We start from the raw sequence: 15622 nt of genomic DNA on the forward strand, positions 1-15622 counted from the left end.
AAACTTATAACAACTTACTATTCATTACATGAAAAGATCGATACTAACCTTACTAGTTTCTTTGATACTTTTTGGTCTGGCACCAAATTTATACAGCCAAACTTTAGACACTAGTATTTTGCAAATACCTTCCATCATAACAAAATACAAGAAAGATCTTGCCAAAAACAATCGTGTTAAGGATAGTTTGAGTTCTATTAATTTCAAAGAAAATTGGGACACAATTCATTTTAATCCATACGATAGAAGTAACGTTAGTTTTCCTTTTGAAATAAGTTTTTTAGATAAAACATATGCATCTCCTATTCAAAAAAAACATGTTGTTACCTCGAGATATGGATGGCGTCGAGGAAGAGCACACAGAGCAATTGATATCGATCTAGTTACAGGTGATGATGTTTACAGTATTTTAGATGGAAAAGTACGATTTGTTGGTTATCATCCTGGACATGGTAAAACTATTGTTGTACGACATTACAATGGATTAGAAACGGTATATGCACATTTATCTGAATACAATACAAAAGTAAATACTATTGTAAAAAAAGGTCAATTAATAGGTAAAGGTGGAAATACAGGAAGATCTCGTGGAAGTCATTTACACTTAGAGGTTAGATATAAAGGAATTGATATTAATCCTGAGCATATTTTCACTTTTAAACGCAATAATAATATTCGATCTAAAAATGTTTGGGTAACTAAAGACTGGGCGACTCCTTATCACCATATTTCAACACGTCAGAGTAGTCTTGTTACACTTGACACTTTTGAAAAAGTCAAAGCTTATAAGAAAAGAAAACGTAGAATATATATAGTAAAAAGCGGTGATACTTTATCCGGAATTGCCTTTAAAAACCGTGTTCCTATTCGAAGAATTTGTAAGGCAAATAAAATAAAGAAAACATCAACTTTAAAAATTGGTCAAAGGTTGATTTTGTAAAATATGTTTACTTAACCATTACAAAAAACTCTAGTTGTAATGGTTTTAAATTTTCTTTTAGGGTTGAAATAAAATCTGAACCATACTCTAAATAATATTCAGAGAAATTTCGTTTTCTTTCTTCTAGACTTAAATTCGGTAATATTTCGCTTTGTATAGATTTTATTCTATCTACGATATCTGAATGTCTTCGTTTTTCTGCTCTCAATAAGCGTTTCTCTAGATTATCTAATCCTTTCAACTGCTTTTTTTCTTGCGCGTTGACTGCTCCAACATAGGAAACATCGGTTTTTTCTGCAATTTCTCTCAAACTGTTAAATTGCTCTTCTAAAAAAGCTCTTTGCTGTTTAAAATCGAAATGAACTTCTGAATTTTCCTCTACCTTTTTTGCTACTAAATCATGTTGCTTTAAAAACAATTCTTCTAAAGAAATATTAAGTCTCTCTAATTTACCGTACTGTTTTTTACTTACCACTTGAACAGAATTACGTAATAATAAAATAGGAAACGGAACATCGACTTTGTCAAAATAAGATTTTAATTGCATCCAATATGCCAACTCTCCTCCTCCACCTATATAACATAAATTAGGAAGTATTACTTCTTGATACAACGGTCGCATAATTACGTTTGGAGAAAAACACTCGGGATGTAATTGCAATTCTTCTAATATCGCATTTTTACTAAAATAAATATCTGTATTTAAAACACTAAAAGAATCATTTTCAAATACAATACGCTCTCTTATTTCTCCCTTTACATAAAACAGGTTAATTTCTCTTGGATTTACCTGAATTTTATAAGTATCTCCAAGTTCTTCATTAGTTTTATTAACAGCCTTAAACGAAGTGGAATTCATCAAATCCTCTTCTGCATACGGAATTAATAATCGCTTTAAATCTTTATCATCCGCATCTATAACAACTAAGCCATAATCTGCAAAAAGTTCATTCGCGATGAAACGAGTTGCATCTGCAAGATTATTCTGATTCAAATAAGCTTTTTTAAACAAGTCTTTCAAAAACTCAGCATTTCTTGAACTACCCAAGTGTTTTTGAAATTCTTCTAATACTTTATCTAAACCCTCTGTTGAAAATCGACCTACTGCTCCAGTTTGATTAGAATTCCATTTTACTTTTGTTCCTTTAAAATTGAAATAATTAATTTCTTCAAAATCATGATCTTCCGTCGCCATCCAATACACAGGAACGAAATTAGAATCTGGATACTTTACAGATAGTTCCTCCGCTAAATTAATTGCTGAAATAATTTTATAAACAAAATACAGTGGACCAGTAAATAAATTTAATTGATGACCTGTTGTTACCGTAAAAGTGTTCTTCTTATTTAATAATTCGAAATTTTGTAAAGTTCTTTCAGATGCAGCAATTGAACTATATTGATTCTTCAGGGAATTAACTAGAATATCTCTTTTGTCTTTCGAAAATGATTGTTCTTTTAATTTTATCTGTTTTTCAAAGTTTTCAATACTCGGGAAATTACCGTAAAAAGAAGTTAATTTTTCTGACTTTTCAAGATAATCACACATCATTGTAGAGAAAAAACCCGTTTTTTGAAAAGGAATATAGGTACTACAATCACATTCGGTTAAAGACATTTGCAAAAATATTTATAGTAAAGTAACAAATTTAAGTCATTGCTTACAACTAGTATTGCTTCTTAACAAAATTTTATTAATCAATTTCTCTATTTTTACGGAGTAATAAAATTTAATATGCAATTTAAACATCCAGAGTATTTATATTTCTTAGCACTACTAATCATACCTATTCTGGTTCATTTATTTCAATTAAGAAGATTTAAAAAAGTCCCTTTTACAAATGTTGCCTTTCTAGAGAAATTAGTCATAAAAAACAGAAAGAGTTCTCAAATAAAAAAGTGGTTATTATTATGTTGTAGATTACTTTTAATTACCGGGATTGTTTTGGCTTTTGCTCAACCTTTTTTCAGTAATCAGTCAAAAAATAGTACACAACATACGTTCATATACTTAGATAATTCATTAAGTCTAAACACTAATGGAAGTTCAGGAAATATTCTTAAAGTTGCTTCTCAAGAGTTAATTGAAAATACTGTTGAAAATTCAAATTACAGCTTGTTAACCAATTCTAATTTTTTTAAAAATATAACATCGGGAGAACTAAAAGCCCAACTTAAAAAAGTAAAAGCCACAACAAAGGAACTTTCTAAAGAAGATGTGTTACTTAAAATAGCCAGTTTAAAAACTACCTCTGAAAATATAATTATCTCTGATTTTCAAAATACCGAAGAAAAATTATTCTCAAACACGAGTGTCCCTCTAACCTTAGTTCAAGTTGCGCCAGTTCAAAAAAACAATCTTTCTGTAGATAGCGTTTATGTAGGTCAGAAAGAATCAAACTCGCTAACTATTAATGCACTTATAAAAAACCAAGGAGCATCAAAAGAAAATATTCCAATTGCCATTTATAACGATGATAAGTTATTGGGTAAACAGACATTTTCAGTTTTAGAAAACGAAGAGAAAATTATTACTTTTTCAATTGAAAAAATAAATCCTTTCAAAGGAAAAATTGAATTGAATGTAAAAGATACTTATAGTTTTGATAATACCTTTTATTTCAGTCTTAATTCAAATGAAAAAATAAATGTACTCGCCATAGGAAATTCAAATGAATTTTTAAACCGAATCTATACCTCCGATGAGTTTAATTTCTCGAATACTTCTTTACAAAGTGTTAACTATAATAATGTCGAGCAACAACAATTAATTGTTCTTAATGAGTTAGAGAGTATTCCTCAAAGTTTAACCTCAAGTATCGTTAATTTTGTAAAAAATGGTGGCCATTTAATTATTATACCAAACAAGCAAACCGATATAAAATCGTATAACACATTCTTAAAAAACTTATCTATTGGAACCATTATTGATAGAAAAACTGATTCGTTAAAAATAACTTCTATAAACTTTAACCATCCATTACTTAAGAATGTTTTTGATAAAAAAGTTCAAAATTTCCAATATCCATTAGTGACAAACTACTTCGCAACAAACTTCACTAATCCAAGTAGAATAATTGGTCTGGAGAATAATAAAAGTTTTGTTTCAAAAATAGGTCAAAATAACTCTTCTATTTATTGGTTCTCCTCTCCAATCAGTAAAGAAAATAGTAATTTCACAAACTCACCATTAATTGTTCCCGTTTTTTACAATATCGGACAAGGAAGTTTGCAGCTTTCAAAACTCTATTATAGAGTTCAAGAAAAAAATGAAATTGAAGTAAGTATTCAACTCAACAAAGATGATATTCTTTCGATTAACACAAAGGAAAACACTTTTATTCCGCTGCAACAAACATTTCAAAATAAGGTTAAACTAACCACAAACGAACTTCCAGAAAATAAAGGTTTCTATACGATTACTAGCAAGGATAAAGGAATACAAATCATTGCTTTTAATAATCGAAAATCAGAAAGTTTACTTAATTTTCCTAATTTACTAAATAGCTTTAACAACAAGGAAAACATAACTGTATCTACTTCAGTTGGAGATACGGCAAAAAAAATAATTCAAAAAAACAAAGTTCATTGGCTTTGGAAATGGTTTTTAGGTTTAGCCATTGTATCTTTGTTGCTAGAAATTTTGATTCTAAAATACTTTAAAGTATGACTACGCTTATAAAATCAGCGACTATCATAGACTCTAACAGTCCTTTTCACAAACAAACTAAAGACTTATTAATTATCAACGGTGTTATTTCAAAAATTGAAGATAACATCTCTCCCCAAAAAGACTACAATACAGTAGAGTTAGAAAATTTACATGTTTCTACCGGATGGTTTGACACTAGTGTAAGTTTAGGAGAACCAGGTTTTGAGGAAAGAGAAACGATTGAAAATGGCTTAAAAGTAGCGGCGAAAAGTGGTTTTACCAATATTGCTGTAAATGCAAATACAAATCCAATTGTCGATACTAAATCTGCTGTGGAGTATTTAATAAACAAATCAAACGACCATCCTGTAAATTTGTATCCAATTGGCGCCCTTACACAACAAAGCAAAGGCGTAGAAATGGCAGAACTTTATGATATGCAAAAATCAGGAGCTATTGCTTTTGGAGATTATAAAAGATCTTTAGAAAATGATAACCTATTAAAAATAGCTTTACTATATGCTCAAAACTTTGATGGTTTAGTATTGAGTTTTCCTAAGAACAAAAAGATAGCAGGAGAAGGTATTGCTAACGAAGGATTAAACTCAACAAAACTAGGATTGAAAGGAATTCCAAATCTTGCTGAGGACATTCAAGTCGCACGAGATTTATTTTTATTAGAATATACTGGTGGAAAACTGCACATCCCTACTATTTCAACAACCAAATCTGTCGAATTAATTCGAGAAGCTAAACGAAAAGGGTTAAATGTAACTTGTAGTGTGGCTGTACATAACTTAGTTATTACGGACGACGCTTTACATGGTTTTGAGGCAAATAATAATGTAAATCCTCCTTTACGAACTCAAAAAGATGTTGATGCTTTAATTGAGGGGGTAAAAGATGGAACTATAGATATTATTACATCCGATCACAATCCAATCGATATAGAAAATAAAAAAGTAGAGTTTTCAATCTCTAAAAGTGGAACTATTGGAATGGAAACTGCTTTTGGAGCTTTGCTTACGAAACTTGATTTAGAAACGATTATTTCTTGTATCAGTGATAATCCGAAGAAAATATTTGGTCTTGATAATTCTAATATTGATATCAATAACCAAGTAGATATTACGCTATTCAATCCAGATATTGACTACAAGTTTTCAGAAGAAGATATTTTATCAACTTCAAAAAATAGTATATTTATAGGACACAATTTAAAAGGGAAAGCATATGGCGTTTATGCTAACGGTCAACTTTTACTAAATACCTAAAATATGAAAAACTTAACATCAGTAGAGGAAGGAAAAACACTTGCAATAATTTCTCACTTCTGGTTTATTGGAACAGTTATAGCCTGGGTTTTAAACCTAAAAAAGCAAAATGATTATACAAGCTTTTATGTAAGACAAATGCTTGGTTGGGATTTATTGGCATTCTTAAATGGATGGTTAATATATAGTTTTTTTGGAGGTTTCTTTAAATGGATAATCGGTGTTATTTTAATTTTATTTTGGATTATCAGTTTTATCGGATGTATATCAGGTGATAAAAAATTAATACCTGTTTTTGGTGAACACTTCCAAGAATGGTTTAAAAGTTTATAACATACATGAGTTTATATTACAAGGTCAGAGAACCTAAAATTGCTTCAGAAAATTCAAGTTTATTAATATTATTGCACGGTTACGGTAGTAACGAAGATGACTTATTTTCATTCGCAGAAGAATTACCCGATGAATTAAGAATAATTAGTGTTAGAGCTCCGTACGAAATGGGATATGGTGGATATGCTTGGTATGCCATTAATTTTGATGCAGACGAAAATAAATTTTCAGATATAGGTCAGGCCAAACAATCTGTTCAAAAAATTTCTGAATTTATTGATGAGTTAAAATCTCAGTACAATCCAACTAAAATTTTTCTTTTAGGATTTAGTCAAGGAGCAATTTTAAGTTATTCTTTGAGCTTAAATTTTCCTAATAAAGTACAGCATGTAATAGCTTTAAGCGGCTATTTAAATGAAGAATTAATACCCTCAGAAATTTCAAATGAAATAAAAACAGATTATTATATTTCTCACGGCTCAGTAGATCAAGTAATTCCTGTTTCTTGGGCAAGAAAAGCGCCAGAGAAATTAACTAACTTATCATTAAAAAACGAATACTCGGAATATCCGGTTGGGCATGGAGTCGCTCCTCAAAACTTTTACAGTTTTAAAGCTTGGATTGAAGAAAGGTTAAAAATATAATTACTTCTAATTATTTTTTTATAAACTAGTATATTTGTTCCCTAATTTTTTTCTTGGTATGGATATATTTACGCATCAAAATGCTTACAAGTGGTTTGTTCCAATTTGTGCTCTAGCGATTGGTATTGAAATGTATTTTAGCTACAAAAGAAAAGCCAAAAACTATGAGTTTAAAGATGTATCAACGAATGTTTACTTCGCTTTAGTAAATGTTCTTTTGGACGGTTTGATGTATGGAGTTTCTTTCATAGTAATGGACTTCTTTTATGATTACCGATTCATAAACTGGGAAAACACAGGTGTTCTTTACTGGATTATTGCTTTTGTCGGTCAAGACTTCTTGTATTATATTCATCATTATGTAGATCATCATTCACGCTTTTTTTGGGCAGTTCATGTAACTCACCATAATTCTGAGTATTATAATATTTCAACAGGATTTAGATCACCAGTTCTACAACCTTTCTATAGATTTATGTTCTTAATTCCTTTAATTTTAATAGGAATTCAACCGTTACATATCATGTTTGCATATGCAATGAACCAGAACTATGGAACGTTATGTCATACTAATTTTATTAAAAAGAACAATCGTAAAGGTTTTGTAGGCTTTTTATTAAGTGTTTGGGAATATATTTTTGTAACTCCATCACATCATAGAGTTCATCATGCTTCCAATGTCAAATATTTAGATAAAAACATGGGAATGTTTTTAATCATATGGGACAGAATGTTTGGTACTTTTCAAGCTGAAGAAGATGAAATGGAATATGAAAAATTAAAATTTGGTTTAACTAAACCATTGGACGATAAAGGTCCTATTAATATTATTTTTCATGAGTGGAAAGAAATTTACAAAGACTTCTTTCATAGAAAAAAGCATTTACCATTAGGTACAAGATTAAAATATGTATTTATGCCTCCAGGATGGAGTCACGATGGAAGTTCTCAAACGAGTAAAGAGTTACAAGAAGAGTTACGCTTGAAAAACTAATAAAAAAACACTACTGAAAAGTAGTGTTTTTTTATACCTTTTAATCCATGTCTATTCTAGATTTTAACCTAAAATCTGATTTGCATGTTCTTTTGTTTTAACCTTCGTAATAACATCTTCTAAAACTCCATTTTCATCAATAACAAATGTTGTTCTATGGATTCCGTCATATTCTCTTCCCATAAATTTCTTCGGTCCCCAAACACCAAAAGCATTTATCACTGCTTTATCTTCATCTGCTAATAAAGGAAACGGTAACTCATTTTTGTTGATGAAATTTTGTTGGCGCTTTGCGCTATCCGCACTTACTCCCAAAACATCATATCCTTTCGACAAGAATGTTTGATAATTATCTCTTAAATCACATGCCTCTGCCGTGCAACCCGGAGTACTTGCTTTTGGATAGAAAAACAAAACTAATTTCTTACCTGAGTAATCGGATAATTTAACTGTATTTCCTTCTTGGTCCTTTGCTTCAAAATTTGGTACTTTATCGCCTATCTTTAGTGTAGTCATAATTTGTATTTTTGTTAAGTAAAAATACTGAAAAAATGAACAAAAGCGAAAAAGTTCAGTTTGTAATTGACACTCTAGAAAAACTGTATCCCGAAACTCCCATTCCACTCGATCATAAAGACCCATATACTTTATTAATAGCCGTATTAATGTCTGCACAAAGCACCGATGAGCGGGTAAATCAAATTACACCATTACTGTTTAAAGTTGCGGATAACCCATATGATATGATTCAATTGACTGTGGATGAGATTCGAGAAATTATAAAACCTGTAGGTCTTTCTCCTATGAAATCTAAAGGAATTCATGGATTATCAAAAATTTTGATTGAAAAACATAATGGAGAGGTTCCTAAAAGTTTTGAAGCTTTGGAGGAATTGCCTGCTGTAGGTCACAAAACAGCAAGTGTAGTTATGGCTCAGGCATTTAATATTCCAGCGTTTCCAGTGGATACTCATATTCATAGATTGATGTTTAGATGGAACTTATCGAATGGTAAAAGCGTTGCTCAAACAGAAAAAGATGCTAAAAGATTATTTCCAAAAGAATTATGGAATAAACTTCATTTGCAAATCATATACTATGGTCGTGAATACTGTCCTGCAAGAGGCTGGAAATTGGAAAATGATATCATCACCTCAACAATAGGTCGAAAATCGGTGATAAACGAATATCTATCTAAAAAGAAATAAAGTAAACATAAAAAAGCTTCAGTTTTCAGGCTGAAGCTTTTTCACTCTTAATTCAAATTCAATTCAATGAGAACGTTTGTTTTAGTTCTGACTGTTTTGAAGCTTTTAGAGAAGTTTAATAAAAACTCCACTGTTTTTTGTTTTGGGTTCATCTTATGATTTGATGATTTACTTGAGTAAATGTGCGCCATAAATTAATGTTTGGTAAAAATATTTACCTAACTAACGCTCAAATTATTAGTTTAGTATTAATTCACTAAAATTATTTTATTTTTCTCAATTACTTTCCTCAAATTTATCAATGCATATCTCATTCTACCCAATGCAGTATTTATACTTACACCTGTAGATTCTGAAATTTCGTTAAAACTCATATCCATATACATTCTCATTTTAAGAACCTCTTTTTGTTCTTCTGGTAGTTCCTCTATTAAACTTCTTACATCTGACAAAATTTGATCTTTGATAATTCTCTTTTCGGCATTTAATGAATTATCGCTTATAATCGAAAAAATATCAAATTCATCTGTATTATTGAATTTTGGCATTCGATTATTCTTCCTAAAATGATCAATTACTAAATTGTGTGAGATTCTCATAACCCAAGGCAAAAATTTCCCTTCTTCGTTATAATTCCCTCTTTTCAATGTTTTAATCACTTTTATAAAGGTATCCTGAAAAACATCTTCAGTAATGTCTCTATCTTGTACTTTACTGTAAATAAAACTAAAAATTCTTTGCTGATGTCTTTTAATAAGAAGCTCTAGAGCAACTTCTTTTCCGTTGATATACTCTTTTACTAAAACGCTATCGTCACAATCATTCCTAAACATAATTCTACTTTTATCTAACGAAAAGCACTTCGACTCTTCGATTGGGATTATATAATAATTTTAAAAGTAGTTTTTATGTATAGGCGTAACGCTTTAATAATTAATTTATTAGGCAAATATGTAATATTTTACCATAATTTACAAATTTTATTGCATTTTAATTAAGTAATTACATTTTTTTAACCATAAGTTTTAATTCAATTTACCTTAACTGTCCGCTGTAAAATCATTATTTTTGAAGTTTACTTTTATTGAAATGAAAACAGCTATTTCTTCTATAAATCCAAAGGAAAATATCATTATAAAAGGAGCTTCGCTTCATAATTTAAAAAATATTGATGTTGTAATTCCAAGAAATAAATTTGTAGTTATTACTGGTTTGTCGGGATCAGGAAAGTCTTCTTTGGCTTTTGATACGCTTTATGCGGAAGGACAAAGAAGATACGTAGAAAGTTTATCTTCTTATGCAAGACAATTTTTAGGAAAGCTTCATAAACCTAAAGTGGATTATATTAAAGGAATAGCTCCTGCAATTGCTATAGAACAAAAAGTAAATTCCACCAATCCAAGATCCACAGTAGGAACTTCAACAGAAGTTTATGATTACATAAAATTACTTTATGCTAGAATCGGAAGAACATTTTCTCCTATATCAGGAAACGAAGTAAAAAAACATACCGTAACTGATGTAATCAATTTTATTAAAACTATTAAAGAGAACACAAAGCTGTTGTTATTATCTCCAATTATTATACCTGAAGGCAGAGATTTAGTAACAGTACTTAAAGTTTTAACCCAACAAGGATATGCCCGATTGAAGTTTAATGATAAGGTTTATCGCATCGATAAATTTCCAATTGACGATTACAACAACGAAACTTTAGAATTAGTTGTTGATCGAATCGTAGTTCAACATCAAGAAGATTTTTACAATCGTTTAGCAGATGCAATTCAAACAGCATTTTTTGAAGGAAAAGGGGTTTGTTTTTTAGAAGATGTAGAAACTTCAAATAGAAACGAATTCAGTAATAAGTTTGAATTAGATGATATTACTTTTCTAGAACCAAACACTCATCTATTCAGTTTCAATAATCCATATGGTGCATGCCCGGTTTGTGAAGGATACGGAAGCGTTATTGGAATCGATGAGGAATTAGTTATTCCTAATACAGGTTTATCAATTTATGAAGATGCCATTTTTCCTTTCAGAACTGATTCCTACAAAAAATATAAAGAAGATTTAATTCTGAATGCTTCCGAGTTTAATATTCCTATTCATAAACCTTGGTTTGAATTAACCGAAGAGCAACAGGATTTAGTTTGGAAAGGAACAAAAAAGTTTAAAGGAATTAACCATCTTTTTAACACATTAGAAGAGAAAAGCTATAAAATTCAAAATAGAGTTATGCTTTCACGCTATCGAGGAAAAACAAAATGTAGTGAGTGTGAAGGTAAAAGACTTAGAAAAGAAGCTAATTATGTTCAGGTAAATGGAAAAACGATTTCTAGTTTGGTAAATTTACCATTAGATGAGCTTGCCGATTTTTTCAACTCAATTGAACTTACCAAGTACGAGCAAAAAATAGGAAAACGCTTATTGACAGAAATTAATAATCGTTTACAGTTTTTAGTTGATGTAGGTTTAAGTTATTTAACATTAAATAGAACTTCTAATACATTATCTGGTGGTGAAAGTCAACGCATCAACCTTGCAACTTCACTTGGAAGTTCATTAGTAGGTTCTATGTATATTTTAGATGAACCCAGTATTGGTTTGCATCCGAAAGATACTGAACGACTTATTAAAGTATTGAAGAACTTGCGAGATTTAGGTAATACAGTTATTGTGGTTGAGCATGATGAAGAAATCATGAAGGAAGCGGATTATATTATTGACATCGGTCCGGAAGCGGGGACTTACGGAGGACAAGTTGTTGCAGAAGGAACATTCGAAGATATTTTAAAATCTGACACATTAACAGCGAATTACCTGTCTGAAAAACTAAAGATTAAAGTACCTGCAAAACGTCGAGAAGCTAAAAACTTCATAAAAGTTATAGGCGCTAGGGAAAATAACTTAAAAAATATTGATGTTACTTTCCCTTTAAATAACTTAACTGTCATTACAGGAGTTTCCGGTAGTGGAAAAAGTACTTTGGTTAAAAAAATCCTTTATCCAATTATGCAGAAAGAGTTAATAGGATATGGAGATAAAGTTGGTCAATTTACATCTTTCGAAGGAAGTTACGACAACTTAAAACATGTAGAATTTATCGACCAAAATCCTATTGGCCGTTCTTCAAGATCAAATCCAGTTACTTATATAAAGGCCTATGATGATATTAGAAAGCTGTTATCTGTTCAAAAACTATCTAAAATAAGAAACTATCAACCGAAGCATTTCTCTTTCAATGTGGACGGTGGTAGATGTGAGGTTTGTAAAGGTGAAGGAGAGGTGACTATTGAGATGCAGTTTATGGCAGATGTGCATTTAAAATGCGAGAATTGCCAAGGAAAACGTTTTAAGAAAGATGTATTGGAAGTTACTTTTCAAGGAAAAAATATTGATGATATTTTAAACCTCACCATTGATGATGCTATATCGTTTTTCTCGCAATATGAAGCAAAAAAAACAGCTTCAAAATTAAAACCTTTACAAGATGTTGGTTTAGGCTATGTTACTCTAGGTCAGTCATCATCAACTCTTTCAGGAGGAGAAGCACAAAGAATAAAACTTGCCTCGTTTTTAGTTAAGGGAAATACAAAAGATAAGGCTTTATTTATTTTTGATGAACCTACAACAGGTTTACACTTTCATGACATTAATAAATTACTTACCTCTTTTAATGCTTTAATAGATCGTGGTCATTCTGTAATTGTAATCGAGCACAATACCGATTTAATAAAGTGTGCCGATTATATTATTGACTTGGGAGCTGAAGGTGGTAAAAAAGGTGGAAACCTAATTTTTGAAGGAACACCGGAAAAGTTAATAAAAAACAAAGAATCTTACACTGCAAAATACATTAAAGAAAAAATTTAACAGTAATCTTTTAATTCAACTTAAGTATTTAGTAAAAAAGGGATTAACTTATTTTACACAGATAAATCGCTATAAAATAATTAAAAATTAGTAGCGTCCGATGCATTTTTTATTAAAGAAAAGTTAAAAGTTTGAAAAAATATTATTATTTTTCTATAGAATTTTAGCAATATAACAATGTTAAACCCTAAAAAAGGCAGACTTTTAATTGCAGAGCCATCTATATTAAATGATGATTCTTTTAAGCGTACAACAGTTTTGCTTACGGAGCATTCTGAAAATAGCACTGTTGGGTTTATACTAAATCGCCCACTTCAATATGTTCTTGAAGATTTAATTCCTGAAGTTGATTGTAATTTCACGGTGTATCAGGGTGGTCCTGTAGAACAGGATAACTTATATTTTATACATAGAGTTCCACATTTACTCCCTGATAGCATTGAAGTTGCAAATGGGATATATTGGGGAGGAAATTTCGGTTCGCTCAAAGACTTGCTGAACAAAAATTTAATTGCGTCTACAGATATTCGTTTCTTCCTAGGATATTCCGGTTGGGGAGCAAATCAATTAAACGATGAGCTCAATACACATTCTTGGTTTATTACAGAAAATGATTTCCAAAATATTTTTACAGAAGACGAGGAATCAATATGGAAAAATAAATTACTTCAAAAAGGAGGTAAATACAAGATTTGGGCAAATGCTCCAGCTGATATTAATATGAATTAAGCTTGTTTCAACTCTGAAATAGCTTATTTTTCCAGTTCTCGAAAACTTCACACATCGGTTATTCAACAATAAAAAAAGTCCATACATCTAAAAAATAGTAAGGAAAGTGATTTTATCTATACTATTGTAATGTATAAATGTCCCGAATATGAAAAATAATACTAAAAAATTAACGTTTGTTACTACTAGCGGTAATGAGTTTCAAATAAACTTACCAATAGCAGATTACACTTTGACAGTTAATAGATATTCTAACGAAGGTTTTTTTGTTGATAAAACAAATGTAAGTGTCTTCTTAAACTAACCAGTTATAGATAAAAAGGAAAGACTTTTCTTGATTTTTTCTGATATATCGGTTTTAAACTCTTTCTTTCTGTAATTTGTAACAGCTTGTATTCCTACTATCGCGTTTGTTATAAAAACTTCGTCTGACTTTTGCAGTTCAAAAGGAGAAATTGATGTTTCCTCAATAGTAAAATCTGCATGCTTGTCAATAATCTCAATTACCTTTTTACGAATTACACCTTTAATACAACCTTCAGATAAAGCAGGTGTTTTAATAACATTTCCTTTTATCACAAAAATATTCCCATTAGTTACCTCAACAACTCCCTTTCTTTCGTTTAATAATATACAATTGTCAAGATCATTCTCTTTAGCATAAATAGCTGCAATAGTATTCAAAATTCTGTTAGTTGTTTTTACCGTAGAAAGTAGCCCAGAATAATTATAGAAATCCTTATATAAATCAATTCTATAATTATCCTTTGAATTGAGTTCAACCTCCTTGGCTTCTATAATATAATCGACTTCATTTGTCTCAGGATTATAAAGTCCACCGTCTTTTCTGTAAACATTTACACGTATTCTTAATATATCTGAGTCATAATTTGCAACTGTTTTCAGTATTTCTTCCTCTAAAAATTCTAATGTAAACTTCATTGGAATTTTCATTCGGAGCATTCTCATAGAAGCCATTAATCTAAAATAATGATCTTCTAAAAAAATTATTTTATTGTTTTGAAACTTAATTGTTTCAAAAATTCCATCTCCGTATTTAAAGGCTCTATTTTGGTGAGTAAGTTGTAATTCGCTCTCTAGAATCACACTTCCATTATAATTAATCATGAGAATAATTTAGAAATGCGAAATTACTAAAATATTCATGTTCTTAAATAAAAAAAGCCCGACAAAGTCGAGCTCTAATTTTATGATCTTATTTCTTATGCACCAATCAAATGCCTAAGCTCATCAATTTGATTTTCCCATAACATTTTAGCCTCCTCTACTCCATCTTCATCATCTGCAAAATCTGTAACAATTAACGAAACATCCTTTGTTAATGGATCTACCTGAACTCTAAACTCAAAATAACTATCATCACCTTCAGATTCTGTCCACTTGAATTTAATTCTTTCATCGGCTTTTTTAGTAACGATGGTTGCTTCTTCTTCACTATCATCCCAGAAAAAGGTGATATTTTTACCTCTAGAATTAACCTTATCTGCAAACCATTCTTCTAATCCCGAAGGAGTTGCGAAATATTGATATAATAAAGCGGGAGAAGCGTGCACTGGTATCTCTAGTTCAAATTTAACTTTACTCATGTATATTTAAGTTTGTTGTACAATATATATAAATATTCTTTTTAAAAAAAATGTACTTCTTTTATTGCTGTATTTGAAAATTCCATTATATTTGCGTCCGCAATTGGCGAGGTAGCTCAGGTGGTTAGAGCGCAGGATTCATAACCCTGAGGTCGGGGGTTCAAGTCCCCCCTTCGCTACTAAGTGAAGTTAATTGTTAATCCGTAGAATCGTAACATATTGATTCTACGGATTTTTGTTTTTAAAGCATTAAAAAATCTGAAAAAAAATTAAATTATATTTTTTTGAAATGATTTTTTTATTAAATTTGAATTGTCTGAGAGACGTTTCAGACACTTTTTCTTTTTCATAGCAATTTTCCCACT

General features: G+C 30.3%; 15 protein-coding genes and 1 tRNA gene. 11 read left to right on the forward strand and 5 right to left on the reverse strand.

What is annotated here, in order from left to right; genetic code table 11:
• Window positions 1–28 precede the first annotated feature (28 nt).
• Window positions 29–940, forward strand: coding sequence for a peptidoglycan DD-metalloendopeptidase family protein (locus tag ACOSP6_RS14640; RefSeq protein WP_422093971.1), 912 nt, complete (start codon window positions 29–31; stop codon window positions 938–940).
• A gap of 7 nt (window positions 941–947) precedes the next feature.
• Here the strand turns inward: ACOSP6_RS14640 and bshC are convergent, their stop codons facing one another.
• On the reverse strand, window positions 948–2558 hold the full coding sequence (gene bshC, locus ACOSP6_RS14645; protein ID WP_422093970.1) for a bacillithiol biosynthesis cysteine-adding enzyme BshC: 1611 nt from the start codon (window positions 2556–2558) through the stop codon (window positions 948–950).
• 117 nt (window positions 2559–2675) lie between these two features.
• On the opposite strand from bshC, the gene ACOSP6_RS14650 reads away from it, so the two are divergent.
• The 5 genes from ACOSP6_RS14650 to ACOSP6_RS14670 are packed head-to-tail and all read left to right on the forward strand — an operon-like array spanning window position 2676 to window position 7837.
• Entirely contained in the window at window positions 2676–4610 is a 1935-nt protein-coding gene (locus ACOSP6_RS14650; protein ID WP_422093969.1) for a BatA domain-containing protein, read from the forward strand.
• The gene (locus ACOSP6_RS14655; RefSeq protein ID WP_422093968.1) at window positions 4607–5866 is read left to right on the forward strand and encodes a dihydroorotase; all 1260 of its coding nucleotides are present in this window, start codon (window positions 4607–4609) and stop codon (window positions 5864–5866) included. Before ACOSP6_RS14650 ends, ACOSP6_RS14655 begins: the two co-directional genes overlap by 4 nt.
• 3 nt (window positions 5867–5869) lie before the next feature.
• Window positions 5870–6199: a hypothetical protein gene (locus ACOSP6_RS14660; RefSeq protein ID WP_422093967.1), complete on the forward strand. Its 330-nt coding sequence runs from the start codon at window positions 5870–5872 to the stop codon at window positions 6197–6199.
• A gap of 5 nt (window positions 6200–6204) precedes the next feature.
• Window positions 6205–6843: an alpha/beta hydrolase gene (locus ACOSP6_RS14665; protein WP_422093966.1), complete on the forward strand. Its 639-nt coding sequence runs from the start codon at window positions 6205–6207 to the stop codon at window positions 6841–6843.
• Window positions 6844–6901: 58 nt separating this feature from the next.
• Window positions 6902–7837: a sterol desaturase family protein gene (locus tag ACOSP6_RS14670; RefSeq protein ID WP_422093965.1), complete on the forward strand. Its 936-nt coding sequence runs from the start codon at window positions 6902–6904 to the stop codon at window positions 7835–7837.
• 63 nt (window positions 7838–7900) lie between these two features.
• On the opposite strand, the gene bcp is transcribed toward ACOSP6_RS14670, so the two are convergent.
• Window positions 7901–8353, reverse strand: a complete 453-nt coding sequence (gene bcp, locus ACOSP6_RS14675; protein WP_422093964.1) for a thioredoxin-dependent thiol peroxidase — start codon at window positions 8351–8353, stop codon at window positions 7901–7903.
• Window positions 8354–8388: 35 nt separating this feature from the next.
• Here bcp and nth point away from each other — a divergent pair, with 35 nt between their 5' ends.
• Window positions 8389–9045: an endonuclease III gene (nth, locus tag ACOSP6_RS14680; protein ID WP_422093963.1), complete on the forward strand. Its 657-nt coding sequence runs from the start codon at window positions 8389–8391 to the stop codon at window positions 9043–9045.
• Window positions 9046–9293: 248 nt separating this feature from the next.
• Here the strand turns inward: nth and ACOSP6_RS14685 are convergent, their stop codons facing one another.
• Complete coding sequence (locus ACOSP6_RS14685; protein WP_422093962.1) at window positions 9294–9878, reverse strand: RNA polymerase sigma factor; 585 nt, start codon at window positions 9876–9878, stop codon at window positions 9294–9296.
• Window positions 9879–10134: 256 nt separating this feature from the next.
• On the opposite strand from ACOSP6_RS14685, the gene uvrA reads away from it, so the two are divergent.
• From uvrA to ACOSP6_RS14700, 3 genes are all read left to right on the forward strand, one after another.
• Window positions 10135–12921, forward strand: a complete 2787-nt coding sequence (uvrA, locus tag ACOSP6_RS14690; protein WP_422093961.1) for an excinuclease ABC subunit UvrA — start codon at window positions 10135–10137, stop codon at window positions 12919–12921.
• Window positions 12922–13092: 171 nt separating this feature from the next.
• Window positions 13093–13650 (forward strand): YqgE/AlgH family protein, encoded by a 558-nt coding sequence (locus tag ACOSP6_RS14695; RefSeq protein ID WP_422094063.1) that lies wholly within the window; start codon window positions 13093–13095, stop codon window positions 13648–13650.
• Between the two features lie 148 nt (window positions 13651–13798).
• Complete coding sequence (locus tag ACOSP6_RS14700) at window positions 13799–13954, forward strand: hypothetical protein (RefSeq protein ID WP_422093960.1); 156 nt, start codon at window positions 13799–13801, stop codon at window positions 13952–13954.
• Here the strand turns inward: ACOSP6_RS14700 and ACOSP6_RS14705 are convergent.
• Together ACOSP6_RS14705 and ACOSP6_RS14710 are read right to left on the reverse strand one after the other, a co-directional pair.
• Window positions 13951–14778: an aminotransferase class IV gene (locus ACOSP6_RS14705; protein ID WP_422093959.1), complete on the reverse strand. Its 828-nt coding sequence runs from the start codon at window positions 14776–14778 to the stop codon at window positions 13951–13953. The two genes, ACOSP6_RS14700 and ACOSP6_RS14705, sit on opposite strands and share 4 nt — an antisense overlap.
• Before the next feature lie 95 nt (window positions 14779–14873).
• Window positions 14874–15257: an START-like domain-containing protein gene (locus tag ACOSP6_RS14710; protein ID WP_422093958.1), complete on the reverse strand. Its 384-nt coding sequence runs from the start codon at window positions 15255–15257 to the stop codon at window positions 14874–14876.
• A gap of 105 nt (window positions 15258–15362) precedes the next feature.
• Between ACOSP6_RS14710 and ACOSP6_RS14715 the strand changes: the two genes are divergently transcribed.
• Window positions 15363–15436: transfer RNA gene (locus ACOSP6_RS14715), tRNA-Met, on the forward strand.
• Window positions 15437–15622 lie beyond the last annotated feature (186 nt).

The organism is Tenacibaculum sp. MEBiC06402, assembly GCF_049239625.1.
GTDB lineage: Bacteria > Bacteroidota > Bacteroidia > Flavobacteriales > Flavobacteriaceae > Polaribacter.

Coding starts and splice junctions, on each gene's coding strand:
- ACOSP6_RS14640 (WP_422093971.1), top strand. CDS start 29: ATGAAAAGATCGATACTAACCTTACTAGTTTCTTTGATACTTTTTGGT.
- bshC (WP_422093970.1), bottom strand. CDS start 2,558: ATGTCTTTAACCGAATGTGATTGTAGTACCTATATTCCTTTTCAAAAA.
- ACOSP6_RS14650 (WP_422093969.1), top strand. CDS start 2,676: ATGCAATTTAAACATCCAGAGTATTTATATTTCTTAGCACTACTAATC.
- ACOSP6_RS14655 (WP_422093968.1), top strand. CDS start 4,607: ATGACTACGCTTATAAAATCAGCGACTATCATAGACTCTAACAGTCCT.
- ACOSP6_RS14660 (WP_422093967.1), top strand. CDS start 5,870: ATGAAAAACTTAACATCAGTAGAGGAAGGAAAAACACTTGCAATAATT.
- ACOSP6_RS14665 (WP_422093966.1), top strand. CDS start 6,205: ATGAGTTTATATTACAAGGTCAGAGAACCTAAAATTGCTTCAGAAAAT.
- ACOSP6_RS14670 (WP_422093965.1), top strand. CDS start 6,902: ATGGATATATTTACGCATCAAAATGCTTACAAGTGGTTTGTTCCAATT.
- bcp (WP_422093964.1), bottom strand. CDS start 8,353: ATGACTACACTAAAGATAGGCGATAAAGTACCAAATTTTGAAGCAAAG.
- nth (WP_422093963.1), top strand. CDS start 8,389: ATGAACAAAAGCGAAAAAGTTCAGTTTGTAATTGACACTCTAGAAAAA.
- ACOSP6_RS14685 (WP_422093962.1), bottom strand. CDS start 9,878: ATGTTTAGGAATGATTGTGACGATAGCGTTTTAGTAAAAGAGTATATC.
- uvrA (WP_422093961.1), top strand. CDS start 10,135: ATGAAAACAGCTATTTCTTCTATAAATCCAAAGGAAAATATCATTATA.
- ACOSP6_RS14700 (WP_422093960.1), top strand. CDS start 13,799: ATGAAAAATAATACTAAAAAATTAACGTTTGTTACTACTAGCGGTAAT.
- ACOSP6_RS14705 (WP_422093959.1), bottom strand. CDS start 14,778: ATGATTAATTATAATGGAAGTGTGATTCTAGAGAGCGAATTACAACTT.
- ACOSP6_RS14710 (WP_422093958.1), bottom strand. CDS start 15,257: ATGAGTAAAGTTAAATTTGAACTAGAGATACCAGTGCACGCTTCTCCC.